Source organism: Bradyrhizobium sp. USDA 4454 (genome assembly GCF_054822705.1).
Map to the genome: position 1 here is coordinate 2,835,377 of NZ_JBTRCN010000001.1, position 13,531 is coordinate 2,848,907.

General features: G+C 64.5%; 17 protein-coding genes. 8 read left to right on the forward strand and 9 right to left on the reverse strand.

Annotation, left to right across the window (positions count from 1 at the left end):
* The first annotated feature begins 583 nt into the window (after positions 1–583).
* The gene (locus ACVIW0_RS12930; protein ID WP_461352684.1) at positions 584–1,543 is read left to right on the forward strand and encodes a Tim44 domain-containing protein; all 960 of its coding nucleotides are present in this window, start codon (positions 584–586) and stop codon (positions 1,541–1,543) included.
* A 196-nt stretch (positions 1,544–1,739) separates the two neighbouring features.
* On the forward strand, positions 1,740–2,366 hold the full coding sequence (locus tag ACVIW0_RS12935; protein ID WP_461357312.1) for a lectin: 627 nt from the start codon (positions 1,740–1,742) through the stop codon (positions 2,364–2,366).
* Positions 2,367–2,570: 204 nt separating this feature from the next.
* Here the strand turns inward: ACVIW0_RS12935 and ACVIW0_RS12940 are convergent, their stop codons facing one another.
* Entirely contained in the window at positions 2,571–2,990 is a 420-nt protein-coding gene (locus ACVIW0_RS12940) for a DUF3606 domain-containing protein (RefSeq protein WP_461357313.1), read from the reverse strand.
* Positions 2,991–3,143: 153 nt separating this feature from the next.
* On the opposite strand from ACVIW0_RS12940, the gene ACVIW0_RS12945 reads away from it, so the two are divergent.
* Positions 3,144–3,851, forward strand: coding sequence for a glutathione S-transferase (locus ACVIW0_RS12945; protein ID WP_461352685.1), 708 nt, complete (start codon positions 3,144–3,146; stop codon positions 3,849–3,851).
* 88 nt (positions 3,852–3,939) lie between these two features.
* Here ACVIW0_RS12945 and ACVIW0_RS12950 read toward each other — a convergent pair whose 3' ends face one another.
* Both ACVIW0_RS12950 and ACVIW0_RS12955 read right to left on the reverse strand, forming a co-directional pair.
* Positions 3,940–4,299 (reverse strand): GFA family protein, encoded by a 360-nt coding sequence (locus ACVIW0_RS12950; protein ID WP_461352686.1) that lies wholly within the window; start codon positions 4,297–4,299, stop codon positions 3,940–3,942.
* Positions 4,300–4,308: 9 nt separating this feature from the next.
* On the reverse strand, positions 4,309–4,983 hold the full coding sequence (locus tag ACVIW0_RS12955) for a methyltransferase family protein (protein WP_461352687.1): 675 nt from the start codon (positions 4,981–4,983) through the stop codon (positions 4,309–4,311).
* Positions 4,984–5,137: 154 nt separating this feature from the next.
* Between ACVIW0_RS12955 and ACVIW0_RS12960 the strand changes: the two genes are divergently transcribed.
* Together ACVIW0_RS12960 and ACVIW0_RS12965 are read left to right on the forward strand one after the other, a co-directional pair.
* Positions 5,138–5,464, forward strand: a complete 327-nt coding sequence (locus ACVIW0_RS12960) for an ArsR/SmtB family transcription factor (RefSeq protein WP_461348775.1) — start codon at positions 5,138–5,140, stop codon at positions 5,462–5,464.
* The gene (locus tag ACVIW0_RS12965) at positions 5,464–5,904 is read left to right on the forward strand and encodes an SRPBCC family protein (RefSeq protein ID WP_461352688.1); all 441 of its coding nucleotides are present in this window, start codon (positions 5,464–5,466) and stop codon (positions 5,902–5,904) included. The genes ACVIW0_RS12960 and ACVIW0_RS12965 overlap by 1 nt, the downstream gene beginning before the upstream one ends.
* On the opposite strand, the gene ACVIW0_RS12970 is transcribed toward ACVIW0_RS12965, so the two are convergent.
* Together ACVIW0_RS12970 and ACVIW0_RS12975 are read right to left on the reverse strand one after the other, a co-directional pair.
* On the reverse strand, positions 5,905–6,402 hold the full coding sequence (locus ACVIW0_RS12970) for a hypothetical protein (protein ID WP_461352689.1): 498 nt from the start codon (positions 6,400–6,402) through the stop codon (positions 5,905–5,907).
* Positions 6,403–6,474: 72 nt separating this feature from the next.
* On the reverse strand, positions 6,475–6,792 hold the full coding sequence (locus tag ACVIW0_RS12975; protein WP_461352690.1) for a Kazal-type serine protease inhibitor family protein: 318 nt from the start codon (positions 6,790–6,792) through the stop codon (positions 6,475–6,477).
* Positions 6,793–7,035: 243 nt separating this feature from the next.
* On the opposite strand from ACVIW0_RS12975, the gene ACVIW0_RS12980 reads away from it, so the two are divergent.
* The 3 genes from ACVIW0_RS12980 to ACVIW0_RS12990 all read left to right on the forward strand — a co-directional run bounded on the left by ACVIW0_RS12980 (position 7,036) and on the right by ACVIW0_RS12990 (position 10,186).
* Positions 7,036–8,691, forward strand: a complete 1,656-nt coding sequence (locus tag ACVIW0_RS12980) for a fumarate hydratase (protein WP_461352691.1) — start codon at positions 7,036–7,038, stop codon at positions 8,689–8,691.
* Positions 8,688–9,362 carry a DUF429 domain-containing protein gene (locus ACVIW0_RS12985; RefSeq protein ID WP_461352692.1) on the forward strand — a complete coding sequence of 225 codons (675 nt, stop codon included), beginning with the start codon at positions 8,688–8,690 and terminating at the stop codon, positions 9,360–9,362. The genes ACVIW0_RS12980 and ACVIW0_RS12985 overlap by 4 nt, the downstream gene beginning before the upstream one ends.
* Positions 9,363–9,604: 242 nt before the next feature.
* Complete coding sequence (locus ACVIW0_RS12990; RefSeq protein WP_461352693.1) at positions 9,605–10,186, forward strand: hypothetical protein; 582 nt, start codon at positions 9,605–9,607, stop codon at positions 10,184–10,186.
* 33 nt (positions 10,187–10,219) lie between these two features.
* On the opposite strand, the gene ACVIW0_RS12995 is transcribed toward ACVIW0_RS12990, so the two are convergent.
* The 4 genes from ACVIW0_RS12995 to ACVIW0_RS13010 all read right to left on the reverse strand — a co-directional run bounded on the left by ACVIW0_RS12995 (position 10,220) and on the right by ACVIW0_RS13010 (position 13,447).
* On the reverse strand, positions 10,220–10,516 hold the full coding sequence (locus ACVIW0_RS12995; RefSeq protein WP_461352694.1) for a hypothetical protein: 297 nt from the start codon (positions 10,514–10,516) through the stop codon (positions 10,220–10,222).
* Positions 10,517–10,596: 80 nt separating this feature from the next.
* Positions 10,597–11,151 (reverse strand): inner membrane-spanning protein YciB, encoded by a 555-nt coding sequence (locus tag ACVIW0_RS13000; RefSeq protein ID WP_461352695.1) that lies wholly within the window; start codon positions 11,149–11,151, stop codon positions 10,597–10,599.
* A 57-nt stretch (positions 11,152–11,208) separates the two neighbouring features.
* Positions 11,209–11,784 (reverse strand): hypothetical protein, encoded by a 576-nt coding sequence (locus tag ACVIW0_RS13005; RefSeq protein ID WP_461352696.1) that lies wholly within the window; start codon positions 11,782–11,784, stop codon positions 11,209–11,211.
* 259 nt (positions 11,785–12,043) lie between these two features.
* On the reverse strand, positions 12,044–13,447 hold the full coding sequence (locus ACVIW0_RS13010) for a carotenoid oxygenase family protein (protein ID WP_461352697.1): 1,404 nt from the start codon (positions 13,445–13,447) through the stop codon (positions 12,044–12,046).
* Positions 13,448–13,531 lie beyond the last annotated feature (84 nt).

A 13,531-nucleotide genomic window follows, 5' to 3' on the forward strand; every position in this document is an offset into this window, starting at 1 on the left:
ATGGCTTTAGCGTCGGCATCGACGATGACACACCAAACCGGACGACACGACCCGTCAGGTCGCGGGAGGCAAAGCAGCCCAAGCTCGATCAAGCCGCCGATCATGTCTCGAGGCAACAAACGGTCCATCCCGGGGACGACGACGAACTAAAGGGCAAGCTCACGATTTGCCGGGGCTGCAGGTAATAGCTGCCACTCTGGGCGCGGAAGTTGGGTTTGGCCCGTTATTTTTCTTGCGATGCCAGAGCCCGGTTATGGCCCAATACCGACATGCCGTCGTCACTCGGCGATGTCAGTTCTCGAGGTAAAGCCGCTATGGCCAATTTATGAGTACGCGCCTAGCTATGCGTCGAGGCGCGTGCGCTTTCACTTCTCGCAGGTGCGAGGCGAATTCTGGCGCGGCTACGGTTGAACCGAAACCTCGTCCCGCGCTAGGACGCGCTGTCGCATTCACAAGGACCATAGTGTCACATCGCCGCGACCGAGGGCCGCAGCCGCGGTTCCCGTTTCCCGCTTCACTTTTATCAGGCCCTGCCCATCTTAGGGGCGTTTCCCCATGCCGGGGATCCTTTGAGGAAACCAACATGAATTTCTCGCAACGCACGCGTGGAATTGTTCGGGCGATTGCCGTCGCGATGGCGCTGGCGCTGCCCGTGATGATGACCGTTTCGGCGGCCGACGCCCGCGTTGGCGGCGGCGGCTCGCGCGGCTCGCGGACGTTCTCCGCGCCGCCCCCGACCAACACCGCGCCGGGCTCGGTTGCGCCGCTGAACCGGACCTTCAGCCAGCCCGGCAGCCCGGGCATGGGCGCGCCGGCGGCGGCGAATTCCGGCGGCCTGTTCGGCCGCGGCGGAATGGGCCGTGGCCTGCTCGGTGGCCTGGCCGCGGGCTTCCTTGGCGCCGGCCTGTTCGGCATGCTGTTCGGCGGCGGCCTGTTCTCGGGGCTCGGCGGCCTGTCGTCGATGCTCGGCCTCTTGCTGCAGATCGGGCTGATCGTGCTCGTGGTCCGGCTTGCGATGTCGTGGTGGCAGCGCCGAAATCAGCCGGCCGCCGCTTACGCGGGCGGACCCGACGTCGGCCCCGGCCCGCAGGCCAACGCCCGCTCGGGCTTCGGCTTCGGCCTCGGCGGCGGATCGAACGCGCCGGTCGAGATCGCGCCCGCCGACTACGAGACGTTCGAGCGGCTGCTCGGCGAGATCCAGGCTGCGTGGTCGAACGAGGATATCGCGAAGCTGCACACGCTCGCGACGCCGGAGATGGTGTCGTACTTCTCGAGGGATCTCGAGGACAACAAGGCGCGCAACGTCACCAACAAGACGTCCAATGTGAAGCTCTTGCAGGGTGATCTGGCGGAAGCCTGGCGTGAAGGCGACAGCGAATATGCGACGGTCGCGATGCGCTATTCGCTGGTCGATACCATGCTCGAGCGCGGCACCGGCCGCCAGATCAGCGGCGGGCAGCCCGAGGAGGTCACCGAGGTCTGGACGTTCGTGCGCCAGCGCGGCGGCAATTGGGAACTCTCGGCGATCCAGCAGACCAACTGATCGATCATCTGAGATGACAGATACAAGGCGCCGCGGCATCGACCGCGGCGCTTTTGCTTTTGTGCATTCATTCGCGTCGTGACGCCGGAATATCGGCAGGGCGAGCGGGTTGATGTCAGCGGATCATAACAACCACCGGGAGGATGAGATGAAGTTTGCGCATATCGCGGTACCTGCCTGCCTTGCGTTCGTGGTGATGGCCGCGTCGCCGGCTTCGGCGCAGACCGCCGACACCGGCTTCTTCGTCACCAGCAGCGGCATCGGCAATGGCGGCAATCTCGGCGGCCTCGCCGGTGCCGACAATCATTGCCAGAGCCTGGCGCAGGCCGCGGGCTTCGGCGCGCCGAAGACGTGGCGCGCCTATCTCTCGACCCAGGCGGCCGACGGCAAGCCCGCGGTGGACGCGCGCGACCGGATCGGCAAGGGACCGTGGAAGAATGTGAAGGGCGTCGTGATCGCCAAGGACATCGCCGATCTGCACAGCGCCGGCAACAATCTCACCAAGCAGACCGCGCTGTCCGAGAAGGGCGAGGTCATCAACGGTGCCGGCGACACGCCGAACCGTCACGACGTGCTGACGGGTTCGCAGGCCGACGGGACGGCGTTTGCGGCCGGTGAGGACCGCACCTGCAAGAACTGGACGAGCAGCACGCAGGGCGCCGCCATGGTGGGGCATTTTGACCGCAAGGGTCTGCGTGACGACGAGCCGTCAAAATCCTGGAACACCTCGCATCCCTCGCGCGGCCCGGACGGCGGCTGCTCGCAGGCCGATCTGAAGAGCACCGGCGGCGACGGCCTGCTGTACTGCTTCGCGGCGAATTGAGGCGGCGGTACGGGTGCAGTCAGAACATCTGCGAGTGTATGCCCGTCATTGCGAGGAGCTCGCGACAAAATTGCAGAGAGCAATTTTGCGCTGAAGCGACGAAGCAATCCATCTGTCCGCGTATGCCGCACGATGGATTGCTTCGCGGAGCCTGTCATCGGGCGCGCGTTCGCGCGACCCGTTGGCTCGCAATGATGGAATAACTCAGCTCTTCTTGCGCTTGGCGGTCTTCTTTGCGGTTTTCTTTACAGTTTTCTTGGCCGCCTTCTTTTTCTTCGCGGTTTTCTTCTTCGCCGCGAAATAGGCCCCGACCTTCTTCGAGGAATGTCCGACCTCGGCGACCGCCGCCTTCAGCCGGGCAGGGGTCACCTTGAACTTCTTCGACCAGTAACGGACCTCGTAGGGCTGGCTGATTGCGATCAGCGCGCGGTCGGCGGCCTTGTGGCGCTGCTCCTTGAAATGAGCTTCCACCTTCCTGGCGGAATGCCCGACCTTCTTGACGGCGGCCTTCAGCTTGGCCGGCGTGACCTTGAACTTCTTGGACCAGTACGCAACTTCGTAGGACGCGCTCAACGCGATCAGGGCGCGATCCTGTGCGCCCCGCTTCTTCTTGTTGTCGGCCATCAGACGACCCTTCATCGAAGATTCCACGTTGGAACCTTAGCAGTCGCCGCGCGGTTCGCACAGACGGACTGCGTGAAGTGGACGATCCGACGATGGCATGGTTACGATCGACCTCGCGCGAAGCGATGCGGTGAAGTTTTTGGAGATAAGTGCATGCACTATCAGCTTTACTACTGGCCGATGATCCAGGGGCGCGGCGAATATGTCCGCCTCGCGCTCGAGGATGTCGGCGCGGATTATACCGATGTCGCGCGGGCCAAGGGCGGCACCGGCGCCATGATGAAGATGATGGACGCGCACAAGGGCACACCGCCGTTCGCGCCGCCGTTCCTCAAGGCAGGCCAACTCGTTATCGGGCAGACCGCCAATATCCTGCTTTATCTCGGCGCGCGCCACGGCCTCGCACCGAAGGCTGAAGGCGGAAAGCTCTGGGTGCATCAGTTGCAGCTGACGATCGCGGACTTCGTGCTGGAGATCCACGACACTCATCATCCGCTCGGACCGTCGCTGTATTACGAGGACCAGAAGGCGCCGGCGAAGAAGCGCTCGGAGGAATTCTGGAAATCGCGGGTGCCGAAATATCTCGGCTATTTCGAGGATCTGGTCGCGGCGAATGGCGGCGCGTTCGTCACCGGCCGCAGGCTGACCTATGTCGACCTGTCGCTGTTCCAGATCGTGGAAGGCCTGCGCTACGCATTTCCGAAGCGGATGGCTGGCTTCGAGAAGAAGGTTCCGCGCCTGGTCGCGCTCCGCGATCGCGTCGCCGAGCGGCCGAACATCAAGGCCTATCTGGCGAGCGCGCGGCGGATTCCGTTCAACGAGGAGGGGATTTTCCGGCGCTACAAGGCGCTGGATTTGTAAGCTCCGTCATTCCGGGGCACGCGAAGCGTGAACCCGGAATCTCGAGATTCCGGGTTCGCTTCGCGCCCCGGAATGACGGTGTGAAAAGTCACCGGCTCCGCCCGTCCACCGGCGTCATCTTGATCTTCGACAGGTCGATGCCATCGATGCAGCTGACATTCAGCGCCACGATGTCGCTGCCGTCGGGCTTTTTGCCAAGCGCGAACACGTCGACGCCGCAATCGACGCAGAGCTGGTGGCGGATCGCGTGGCGGTTGAAGAGATATTCCTTCAGGTTCTCGGCGCCGGCGCGGAGCTGGAAGCTCGACGGCGGCAGGAATACTAAATGCAGGCCCTTCTTGGTGCAGATCGAGCAGTTGCAGGCAGTGACCATGGCCATGTCGGTGGTGCATTCGAAGCGGACCTGACCGCAGTGGCAGCCGCCGGTGTAGGTCTTGCTCTCTGCCATGACCGTTCCTCACCACAGTCCGGGCACGAGGCGGTAGCGCACCCGTGCAGCATAATCGGCATAGCCTGACAATCCCGCCACCAGCGTGCGCTCCTCGATCCGGGTGCGGAACGCGAACATCGCGAAGAACACCGGCGCGAAGGCCAGGCCCCACCAGGAGCCGAGCGTGAGCGGCACGCCGATGAAGAACAGCATCACGCTTGCATACATGGGATGGCGGACCAGCGCGTAGGGCCCGGTCGAGATCACGTGATGGTCGCGCTCGGTCTGCACCTTCACGACCGGTGCCGCGAACGAATTGGTGCGGAACACCCACAGGATCAGCACGGTCGAGAGCAGATACAGCACAAGGCCGAGCACGATCAGCGCGACGCCGGCATTGGCGCCGCCAAAACGGCGATCGAGCCCCATCGCGACGAACCACAGCACCGCAATGACCAGGAACACCAGCATGAAGCGCTTGTCCTCAGTGGGCTGGCCCTCGCGCGCGGTGAGCCGCATGCGCTCGGCCAGCAGGCCGGGATCGACCTTGGCAAGCCACAGCCCGCAGGCCGGGCCGATCAGCGCCGAGGCGATCAGATAGGCCCACGCACCGGGCCAGTGCAGCGTGCCGGCGAAGGCAAACAGCAGCGCGGCCATGGCGAGGACGAAGAAGGTATTTTGCACGAGGAGCTTTGCGATCATGGGCGGCTCCGTGATTCCGGTCGTGATTATCGCACCCTTTTCCCGGCAGGCATGCGGCCGCGATCATCAACTTTCGGAGCGGGCGAGGCGTTCCTGCGCCGCGCTGCATGGTATCTCCATTGACAATCGTATAAGTAATTGCTTATATATCGTCATGACCGCAGCCATGCAGCTGACCAATGTGCTCAAGACCCTCGCGGACCCGACGCGGCGCGCGGTGTTCGAGCGGATCATCCGGGAAGGCGAGATCGCCGCGACCGGGCTGGTGCAGGGCTCCAAGGTGTCGCAGCCGGCGGTGTCGCAACATCTGCGCGCGTTGCGCGACGCCGGGCTCGTCGCCGAGCGGCGCGAGGGGCGGCACATCCACTACCGCGTCGCGCCGAAGGGACTCAGCCCGCTGATCGACTGGCTCGGCCACTACGAGACGTTCTGGGCCGAGCGCTTCGCCAATCTGGAGAAATTGTTGAAGGAGAGTGAGTGATGAGCGAGACGCACGCGATCACGGTCGAGAAGGTGCTGCCCTATGCCGCCGACAGGATCTGGCGGACGCTGACGACCAGCGACCGGATCGCGAAATGGCTGATGCCGAACGATTTCGTTGCCGCCGTCGGCCACCGCTTCAATTTTCACACCAAGCCGATGGGCGACTGGGACGGCGTCGTGCATTGCGAGGTGCTGGATTGCGATCCGCCGCGCCTGCTGCGCTACTCCTGGAAGGGCGGCGCCGACACCAATCCGGACTACGGCTCGAAGCTCGATACGGTCGTCACCTGGACGCTGACGCCGGTCGAGGGCGGCACCCACCTGCGGATGGTGCATGACGGCTTCGTGCTGCCGGGCAACCGCTTCGCCTTCGATATGATGAGCCCGGGATGGGGCAGGGTGCCCGACGCCATCGCGCGGACCACCGGCGAGGGCTGATCACTCGTTGTTGCCGCGACGGACCGTGATCGAGGCGTCGGTCCTCGTGCGCGTGCATTCGAGATTGAGGCGGCGATAGCGCATGTTAATGGTGTTGCCGCGCAGGATGCCCATCCGCTTCAGGCAGCGCGAGGTGCCGGTGGTGGCGTCGTCCTTCGGCACGGTGAAGGTCAGCGCGGTGGCGGAGCCGACCAGATTGAAGAACTCCGGCTTCATCTTGCGATCGGTCTTGGCATAGAGCTCGATCGAATAATCCTTGCCGCGGCAGCCGAGCGACAATTCCTTCGCCGCCGGATGTGTGAGGTATGTGATGTTGGCGGCGCTGAAATTGACCTTCAGCCCGTCGATCTGGCCGGCGAGCTGCTTTGCGATATCCTCGCAGGGATCGGCATGCGCGGGCGCGGCGGCGAAGGCGCTCGCCAGCGCGATCAGCGCGATCAGCGCGGCCGGCAGGGTGGAGCGGATGCTGAAAGAGCGTCGGCGCAACGGTGCTGTCACGAAATACCCCCGCGGTATGAAAATACGCGAAGCTACATGCAGGCTCCCGCGCAGCGCGTCAATACGGCCCCGTCAGGACGGGCACTTGCCGTCCTGCGCCTTGGAGGCGCCGGCGGCGCGGCGCTCGCAATCATTGCCATAGGTCTTGCCGTCACAGCCGCACACCGGCTTGAAGATCTTGTTGCACATCGTCGGCCGGAACGCGCAGCTGCCGGACTGGTCGGCGCGCCCGCAGCTGCCGGGTTTGAACTGGCAAAACTGGCCGCGGCTGCTGCATTGCAGGCCGGTGATGCCGCCGCACGCCCTGCCGAGGCGGGCGGCATCGGCGCCGCCCGGGAGCGCGATCAGCAAGGCCAGCGCCGCAAGCCGGATGACAAGCGCTGTCTTCATGAAGGCCTCCTGGTGGCTTCCGTGGCGTTCCTTGGCCGGTTGGCGGTGTGCTGCGCGTTGTGGCAAGGCGAGATGACCGTGGCATGAAACCTAGCATATGGATTGCCGGTCCTGTGCATGGCTGGAAGGCAGCCGGCTTCCCTTTCCTTTGTCCGAAAAAGGCTTAGAACGGCTCTACATCGCCGGCGGCCCCGCGGCCGGACCGGCCTTTCGAACCCGGCCTGCAAGCCGAAAGAGCAGCTCATGAACGCCCCCTCCGCCTTCCCCGACCAGCAGAAGCCCGTTCCGCCCTACAAGCACACGCCCTTATTCCCGCTGGGTGCCGACACCACGCCCTACAAGAAGGTGACGAGCGAGGGCGTCCGGGTCGAGAAGGTCTTGGGCAAGGACATGCTGGTGGTGTCGCGGGAGGCGCTGCGGGCGCTGTCCGAGGCGGCGTTCGGCGAGATCAACCACTATCTGCGGCCGGGTCACCTGAAGCAGCTGCGCTCGATCCTCGAGGACAAGGAAGCCAGCGACAACGACAAGTTCGTTGCCTTCGATTTCCTGAAGAACGCCAACATCGCGGCCGGCGGCGTGCTGCCGATGTGCCAGGACACCGGCACCGCGATCATCATGGGCAAGAAGGGCTGCAACGTCATCACCGACGGCGAGGACGAGGCCGCGCTGTCCGAAGGCGCGCGCGACGCCTATCTGCGCCGCAACCTGCGCTACTCGCAGGTTGCGCCGTTGTCGATGTATGAGGAGAAGAACACCGCCAACAACATGCCGGCGCAGTGCGAAATCTACGCCGAGGGTGATGACGCCTACAAGTTCATGTTCATGGCCAAGGGCGGCGGAAGCGCCAACAAGAGCTTCCTGTTCCAGGCAACGCCCTCGGTGCTCACCAGGGACCGGCTGCTGGCATTCCTGAAGGAGAAGGTGCTGACGCTCGGCACCGCGGCGTGCCCGCCCTATCACCTTGCGATCGTGATCGGCGGCACCTCGGCCGAGCTCTGCATGAAGACCGTGAAGCTCGCCTCGGCGCGCTACCTCGACGCGCTGCCGACCCACGGCTCGGCGGACGGCAACGCGTTCCGCGATCTCGAGATGGAGCAGGAAATCCTCAAGATGACGCAGTCGCTCGGTGTCGGCGCGCAGTTCGGCGGCAAGTATTTCTGCCACGACGTGCGCGTGATCCGGATGCCGCGCCACGGCGCTTCGCTGCCGATCGGGCTCGGCGTGTCCTGCTCGGCGGACCGCCAGGTGCTCGGCAAGATCACCAGGGACGGCGTCTATCTCGAGGAGCTCGAGCACAACCCGGCGCAGTATCTGCCGGCGGTCGAGCAGTCGCTCGGCGGCGAGGTGGTCAAGATCGACCTCAACAAGCCGATGAAGGAGATTCTCGCGACGCTGTCGCAATATCCGATCAAGACCCGGGTCTCGATGACCGGCACCATGATCGTGGCACGCGACTCCGCCCACGCCAAGCTGCGCGAGCGGCTGGAGAAGGGCGAGCCGCTGCCGGATTATTTCAAGAACCACCCGGTCTACTACGCCGGCCCCGCCAAGACGCCCGAGGGCTATGCCTCCGGCGCGTTCGGCCCGACCACCGCCGGCCGCATGGATTCCTTCGTCGACCAATTCCAGGCCGCCGGCGGCTCGATGGTGATGGTCGCCAAGGGCAACCGCGCGGTCGCGGTGCGCGAGGCCTGCAAGAAGCACGGCGGCTTCTATCTCGGCTCGATCGGCGGTGCCGCGGCGAACCTCGCCGAGCACTGCATCAAGAAGGTCGAGGTGGTCGAGTATCCCGAGCTCGGCATGGAAGCGATCTGGCGCATCGAAGTGGTCGATTTCCCGGCCTTCATCATCATCGATGACAAGGGCAACGACTTCTTCAAGGAATTGAATCTGGGTTGAGGGTCTTAGGCCTCGACGGATTCTCCAAAGGTTGGGTCGCCGTCACCATCGACGGCGACCAGCGCAGGATCTCCTTTCACAGCGCAATTGCGGACGCGCTTTCGTGTCGGTTCGACCGCGCCGGGATCGATATTCCGATCGGCATGACCGATGACGGCGAGCGCGGCTGCGACCGTCTCGCCCGCGAGCGCCTGCGGCCGCACGCCTCGCGCGTCTTCAGCGGTGCGCGGCGCTGGCTGTGGCAGGAGTTTCGCGATCCCGACAAGGCCAATGAGGAAGCGCGGCGCCGCGGCCAGACCCGCGTCTCGCGCCAGCTCTGGCACCTCGGCAACAAGATCATGGAGGTCGACGCGTTCGTTCGTGCGAACACTACGCGCGACATCCGCGAGGTGCATCCCGAGCTGGTGTTCCTGCGATTGAATGGCGGCACGCCGTTGCCCCGCAAGAAGTCGGAGGAGGGCGATGCCCTCCGCCGCAGGCTGCTCAAGCGAGCGGGCTTTCGCGAGATTGATCGCTGGCTCGCCGAGACGCGGATCGGCACCGGCGCAAAGCGCGACGACATACTCGACGCCTGTGCGGCGGCGTTCGCCGCGCGTGAGCCCTGCGGCGGCGTTCCGGAAGGCGCGCCGCCATTGGATGCACACGGGCTGCCGATGTTGATCTGGTTTTAGTCCGGTGTGACGCGCGTCACGCGCGGCGCTGTCGGCTGCCTCAGCCTGTATCGGTTGCATTAACCACCACGCGGCGACTGCGGCGTTTTGGCGCGCGCCGGGTTGTGCTCGTCGGACAAAGCAACCGATTTCGGCCAAGGACCCTTAAGGTTTGTCCTCGACCCTCCGCGCTCATCCAGAGGTGCGGGCGTGGATGACATGGCTCCGCGTCTGCGACCAATCGAAATGGATGGAGATTGACGATGAAGCCTTTTTCTTTCGGTGTTTTTCTCGTGGCCTGCGTTGTGGTCTATTTGTACTTCACCCTGTCGCCCGGCGACGGCATGGTCTATCGCGTGCCGATCGCGCAGGCGCGCCAGGAGCTCGCCAAGGCCGAGCTGCCGCCCCTTGTGTTCGGGAGCGCGGCGCTGGACGTCGGGGTCCGCAGCAATGGCGACTCGGAAGTGGTCTGGATCATCCGCAGGAAGGGCGAGGAACTGTTCCGCTACACCGCCCAGCTCTCGGCGGAGGACAAGGACTCCACGCGCGTCAAGCTGAAGCTGGAGGGCGCGCAGGGGCGCACCGAGAACTACGCCAAGAACCTCGAGGATAACCCCAAGACCCGGGACTTGTATCTCGCCGCAATGCAGGAGCGCGTCTCGTCCACACTGCAGCACCGGCAGTTCGAGATGTCGCGGATTCATGCCGCGATGGCTGCCGCCGCGGTCGCGAACATCGGCAACATCCAGAAGTCGGCGGATCAGGCCGCTGCGGCAGCGGCGGAGCTTGAGCGCAGCTCCGGGCAAAGGACCTATCGCAACGAACCGGCCGGCGTGCGCCGCTGAGTGCGGGACGCCGGTCGACTTGGTCGGCCGGCGTTACGCCCGCGAGCCGGTGAAGGGGAAGCTGCCCATCGGGCCGATGCCCATCTCGCCGGAGATGCCGTCGCCGGCGACCTTGCCGGTGAATTCGAGCGTCAGCGGCATCGGGTTGGTGATGGAGACCTTCCAGGCGACGTCGTCGCCGTTCACGGTGCCGTCGAAGATTTCGGTGGAGTTGCCGTCGGCGCCCTGCGTGCCGGTGAGCGTGCCGCCGGAGCTTGCCAGCGACAGTGTCGCCTTGCGCTCGCCCATTGGCGTCGTCATCGTCAGATTCCAGTTTCCGTCCACCGCCATCGATGTTTCCCTCCAGCTAACAGCGTGGACGGCGGTATAGCCCATCTTGCCGCGCGCGCCTAGTTCGCCGCTAGCGGCGATCAGGCGCGGGCGGTGGCGCGCAGCCGGCTTCCGACTAGGACGCGGAACGCGACATACTGGATCGCGAAGGCCGCGATCTTCGCGCCGAGCAGCACCACCGACACGTAGAACGCCCACAGCTTCATGTCGCCGGTCGCTGCGACCGCGATGGTGCCGGCGGCGAGGATGAACATCAGCCCGGCCCAGGCATAGCCCGCGAGGGTGGCATATTCCGGAATCGTCTCGGTCACGATCGGCGGCAAGTAGCGCAGCATCCAGCCGCGCTTCAGCATGATCGCGCCGATCGCGATGTGGCCGATCGCGGGCTTCGCCAGCACGAAGCGCGGATCGTTGGTGACGAGCGTCGCGCCGCCCAGCACGATGACGAGCCCAAGGCTCGCCCAGGTCATGTAGCCGAGCGCCTGTCCCTTGACGCGCGCATGGACCACTTGCGCAATCGCACCGGCGATCGCAACGCCGGTGGCGATCAGCACGTTGTCGGTGGCGAGATAGACCACCAGGAAGACGATGGTGGAGAGGAAGTCGCTCGCGAGCCTGGCAAACACGCTCTTCATCGTGGTGGTTTCCGTTTCCCCGGTTTGGTGATTGTTGTGATGTTGTGACTTTAGCGGTCAGTGCGACGGCAGCGCGCCAGCCGGCTGCACGCCGTTCTTGGCCATACGATATTGCGGATACCAGCGTGTGAAGTAGACCGCGGCGTTGCGTGCCGCGAAAGCGATCAAGAGGCCGGTCCACAGCGGCAGGGCGGGCACATAGAGCACCGCAATGTTACCGATCAGCATCAACAGCGTCGCGGCGGCCCAGGCGCCGGTGATCAGGTAGTTGGCATGCAGGAAGCCAGGCTGCTTCGCGATCTCGGCATCGACCTGCTCGAGCGCATATTGCCGCGTGAAGGGATGGCCGATCAGCATCGGGACGAGCGTCACCAGCAGCATGCCGGCATCAACCGCAATCTTCACAGCGATGCCACTCGGCGTCGCATCGACGAAAGTAAGATAGAGGCCGACCGCGGTGAACACGACCACCGAGCCGACGCCGAGGATCTTGATGCTGCGGCCGCGCGCGATGTCGAATGCGATGACGGCAAGGCAGATCAGGGCGGCACAGAGCAGGCTCACCGTGGCCGAGGTCACCAGCATCAGCGTGGCGAAAGCGCCGTAGGGAGCGAGGATCAGGAAGATCGTCATGGTAAGCCTCGAAGGCCAATCTTTACATCGTAAAGATAGCCTAGTGGCGGGCAAAGCGAGCGTCAAGCGAAATCTTTACAGTGTCAAAATCGTGATGTGATCAGAGGAAATTCAGAGATTTCAATGCCCTAAAGTGTGGTGAGTGACGCGTCGACATGGCCGGGCTTGTCCCGGCCACACGTCTTTCCGCAAGCGGTGACAAAGACGTGGATGCCCGGCACGAGGCTGGGCATGACAGTGACGGGAATGTACGCGGCGGCTACCGCGCCCCGACCCAATTGCCGTGGAATCCATCCGGCACGCGGTGGCCGAGATGGACCAGCGCGGTCGGACCCGCCTCGACATCCTGCGCGTTGAAGACGGCGAGGTCGCTGCGGTTTTCGCGAGCGCGCCAGACCACCGCGAGCAGCCAGCCGTCGCCTTCCGCGGCGTCCGCGCTGCGCTCGACGAACACCGGCTCGGAGATGGTGTCGCCGGCGGGCAGGAGATAGTGGCCACGCCGCCTGCCACGGCCGTCGACATGCACGATGCCCGACAGCGCGCCGAACATCGGCAGATCGGGGTTGGCACAGGCGTACCAGCCGTGATTGCTGGCAAAGCCTGCGCGGCGGTCGTCGACGCGGGGGAATTCGCCTGTGAGGTCGTCGAGACAGGTTTGCGTGAAGCGGTCGGTATTCCCTGAGAGGTCGAAGGTCCAGCGGCAATAGCGCGCGCGGTTCTTCTTCGGGTCAGTCGGCGAGCCGTCGGGATGGTTGAACAGCGGCGCTTCCTCGAACTGCATCACGTCGGCGATGATGCGGTTGCCGTCTTCCCACGCGTTCATGACATGGAAGACGTAGCAGGTCTCAGCGCGGAACCAGACGATGTCCCTTGACGAACCGCTCCGCTTCATCACGCCGACATAGGCGCCTTTCTCCGGCTCCCAGGCGTAGGGTGCCTGTCCCTTCATCGCGCGCTGCATGCTGCCGGTAATCGGCAGGATCGGAAACAACACGTGGTTCTCGGTGACGATGAAGTCGTGCACCATGCTGGCATAGGGTGCCTCGAAGCGCTCGAACCGGCTCACCACGCCGGACGAGCTGACCGCGCCGAACGACAGCGCCGGCGTCAGCGGACCCGCGGCGTTGTAGCCGAAGAACACCAGCTCGCCGGTGACCGGGTCGATCTTGGGATGCGCGGTGAACGGGCCTGCGATCGCGCCATTATAGTCGCAATAGCCCAGGCGATTGAGCGTGCCGGGCTCGATCTCGGTCGGCAGATGGCTCTCGACCAGCGCGAGCAGCTTGCCGCCGTGGTAGATGATGTTGGTGTTGGCGACGCAGCCATCGGCCGTGATGTCGGCGGGAGCGTCCGGCAGCTTGCGGCCGAAGCCGCCGAACAGCGCGCGGCCGGCATCGTGCTCGGCCTGCCATTTCGCGGTACGGACCCAGCGATTGCGGTAGCTGGCGCGGCCGTTCTCGAGATGGAAGGCGTGCAGCATGCCGTCGCCGACGAACCAGTGCGCGCCCGGTACGTCGAACTGCGGATTGGGACCGTTGCGGTAGAGCGTGCCGTTTAGCTCGCGCGGCAATTCGCCCGAGATCTTTGGGAATGGCGCATCGGCTTCGAACGGGATCGGCGCCAGATTGGTCCGCGCCGTGGTGGATGTGACCTGGTCAAGCATTCCGATCTCCCTGCAGTATGATCTTTACATCGTAAAGATATCAGTAGGGAGGACGTGACCGATCGTCAAGCAAAATCTTTACAG

What these genes read in the sequence shown, in the direction of transcription:
- ACVIW0_RS12930 (WP_461352684.1), top strand. Translation starts at nt 584, where the DNA reads ATGAATTTCTCGCAACGCACGCGTGGAATTGTTCGGGCGATTGCCGTC.
- ACVIW0_RS12935 (WP_461357312.1), top strand. Translation starts at nt 1,740, where the DNA reads ATGGCCGCGTCGCCGGCTTCGGCGCAGACCGCCGACACCGGCTTCTTC.
- ACVIW0_RS12940 (WP_461357313.1), bottom strand. Translation starts at nt 2,990, where the DNA reads ATGGCCGACAACAAGAAGAAGCGGGGCGCACAGGATCGCGCCCTGATC.
- ACVIW0_RS12945 (WP_461352685.1), top strand. Translation starts at nt 3,144, where the DNA reads ATGCACTATCAGCTTTACTACTGGCCGATGATCCAGGGGCGCGGCGAA.
- ACVIW0_RS12950 (WP_461352686.1), bottom strand. Translation starts at nt 4,299, where the DNA reads ATGGCAGAGAGCAAGACCTACACCGGCGGCTGCCACTGCGGTCAGGTC.
- ACVIW0_RS12955 (WP_461352687.1), bottom strand. Translation starts at nt 4,983, where the DNA reads ATGATCGCAAAGCTCCTCGTGCAAAATACCTTCTTCGTCCTCGCCATG.
- ACVIW0_RS12960 (WP_461348775.1), top strand. Translation starts at nt 5,138, where the DNA reads ATGACCGCAGCCATGCAGCTGACCAATGTGCTCAAGACCCTCGCGGAC.
- ACVIW0_RS12965 (WP_461352688.1), top strand. Translation starts at nt 5,464, where the DNA reads ATGAGCGAGACGCACGCGATCACGGTCGAGAAGGTGCTGCCCTATGCC.
- ACVIW0_RS12975 (WP_461352690.1), bottom strand. Translation starts at nt 6,792, where the DNA reads ATGAAGACAGCGCTTGTCATCCGGCTTGCGGCGCTGGCCTTGCTGATC.
- ACVIW0_RS12980 (WP_461352691.1), top strand. Translation starts at nt 7,036, where the DNA reads ATGAACGCCCCCTCCGCCTTCCCCGACCAGCAGAAGCCCGTTCCGCCC.
- ACVIW0_RS12990 (WP_461352693.1), top strand. Translation starts at nt 9,605, where the DNA reads ATGAAGCCTTTTTCTTTCGGTGTTTTTCTCGTGGCCTGCGTTGTGGTC.
- ACVIW0_RS12995 (WP_461352694.1), bottom strand. Translation starts at nt 10,516, where the DNA reads ATGGCGGTGGACGGAAACTGGAATCTGACGATGACGACGCCAATGGGC.
- ACVIW0_RS13000 (WP_461352695.1), bottom strand. Translation starts at nt 11,151, where the DNA reads ATGAAGAGCGTGTTTGCCAGGCTCGCGAGCGACTTCCTCTCCACCATC.
- ACVIW0_RS13005 (WP_461352696.1), bottom strand. Translation starts at nt 11,784, where the DNA reads ATGACGATCTTCCTGATCCTCGCTCCCTACGGCGCTTTCGCCACGCTG.
- ACVIW0_RS13010 (WP_461352697.1), bottom strand. Translation starts at nt 13,447, where the DNA reads ATGCTTGACCAGGTCACATCCACCACGGCGCGGACCAATCTGGCGCCG.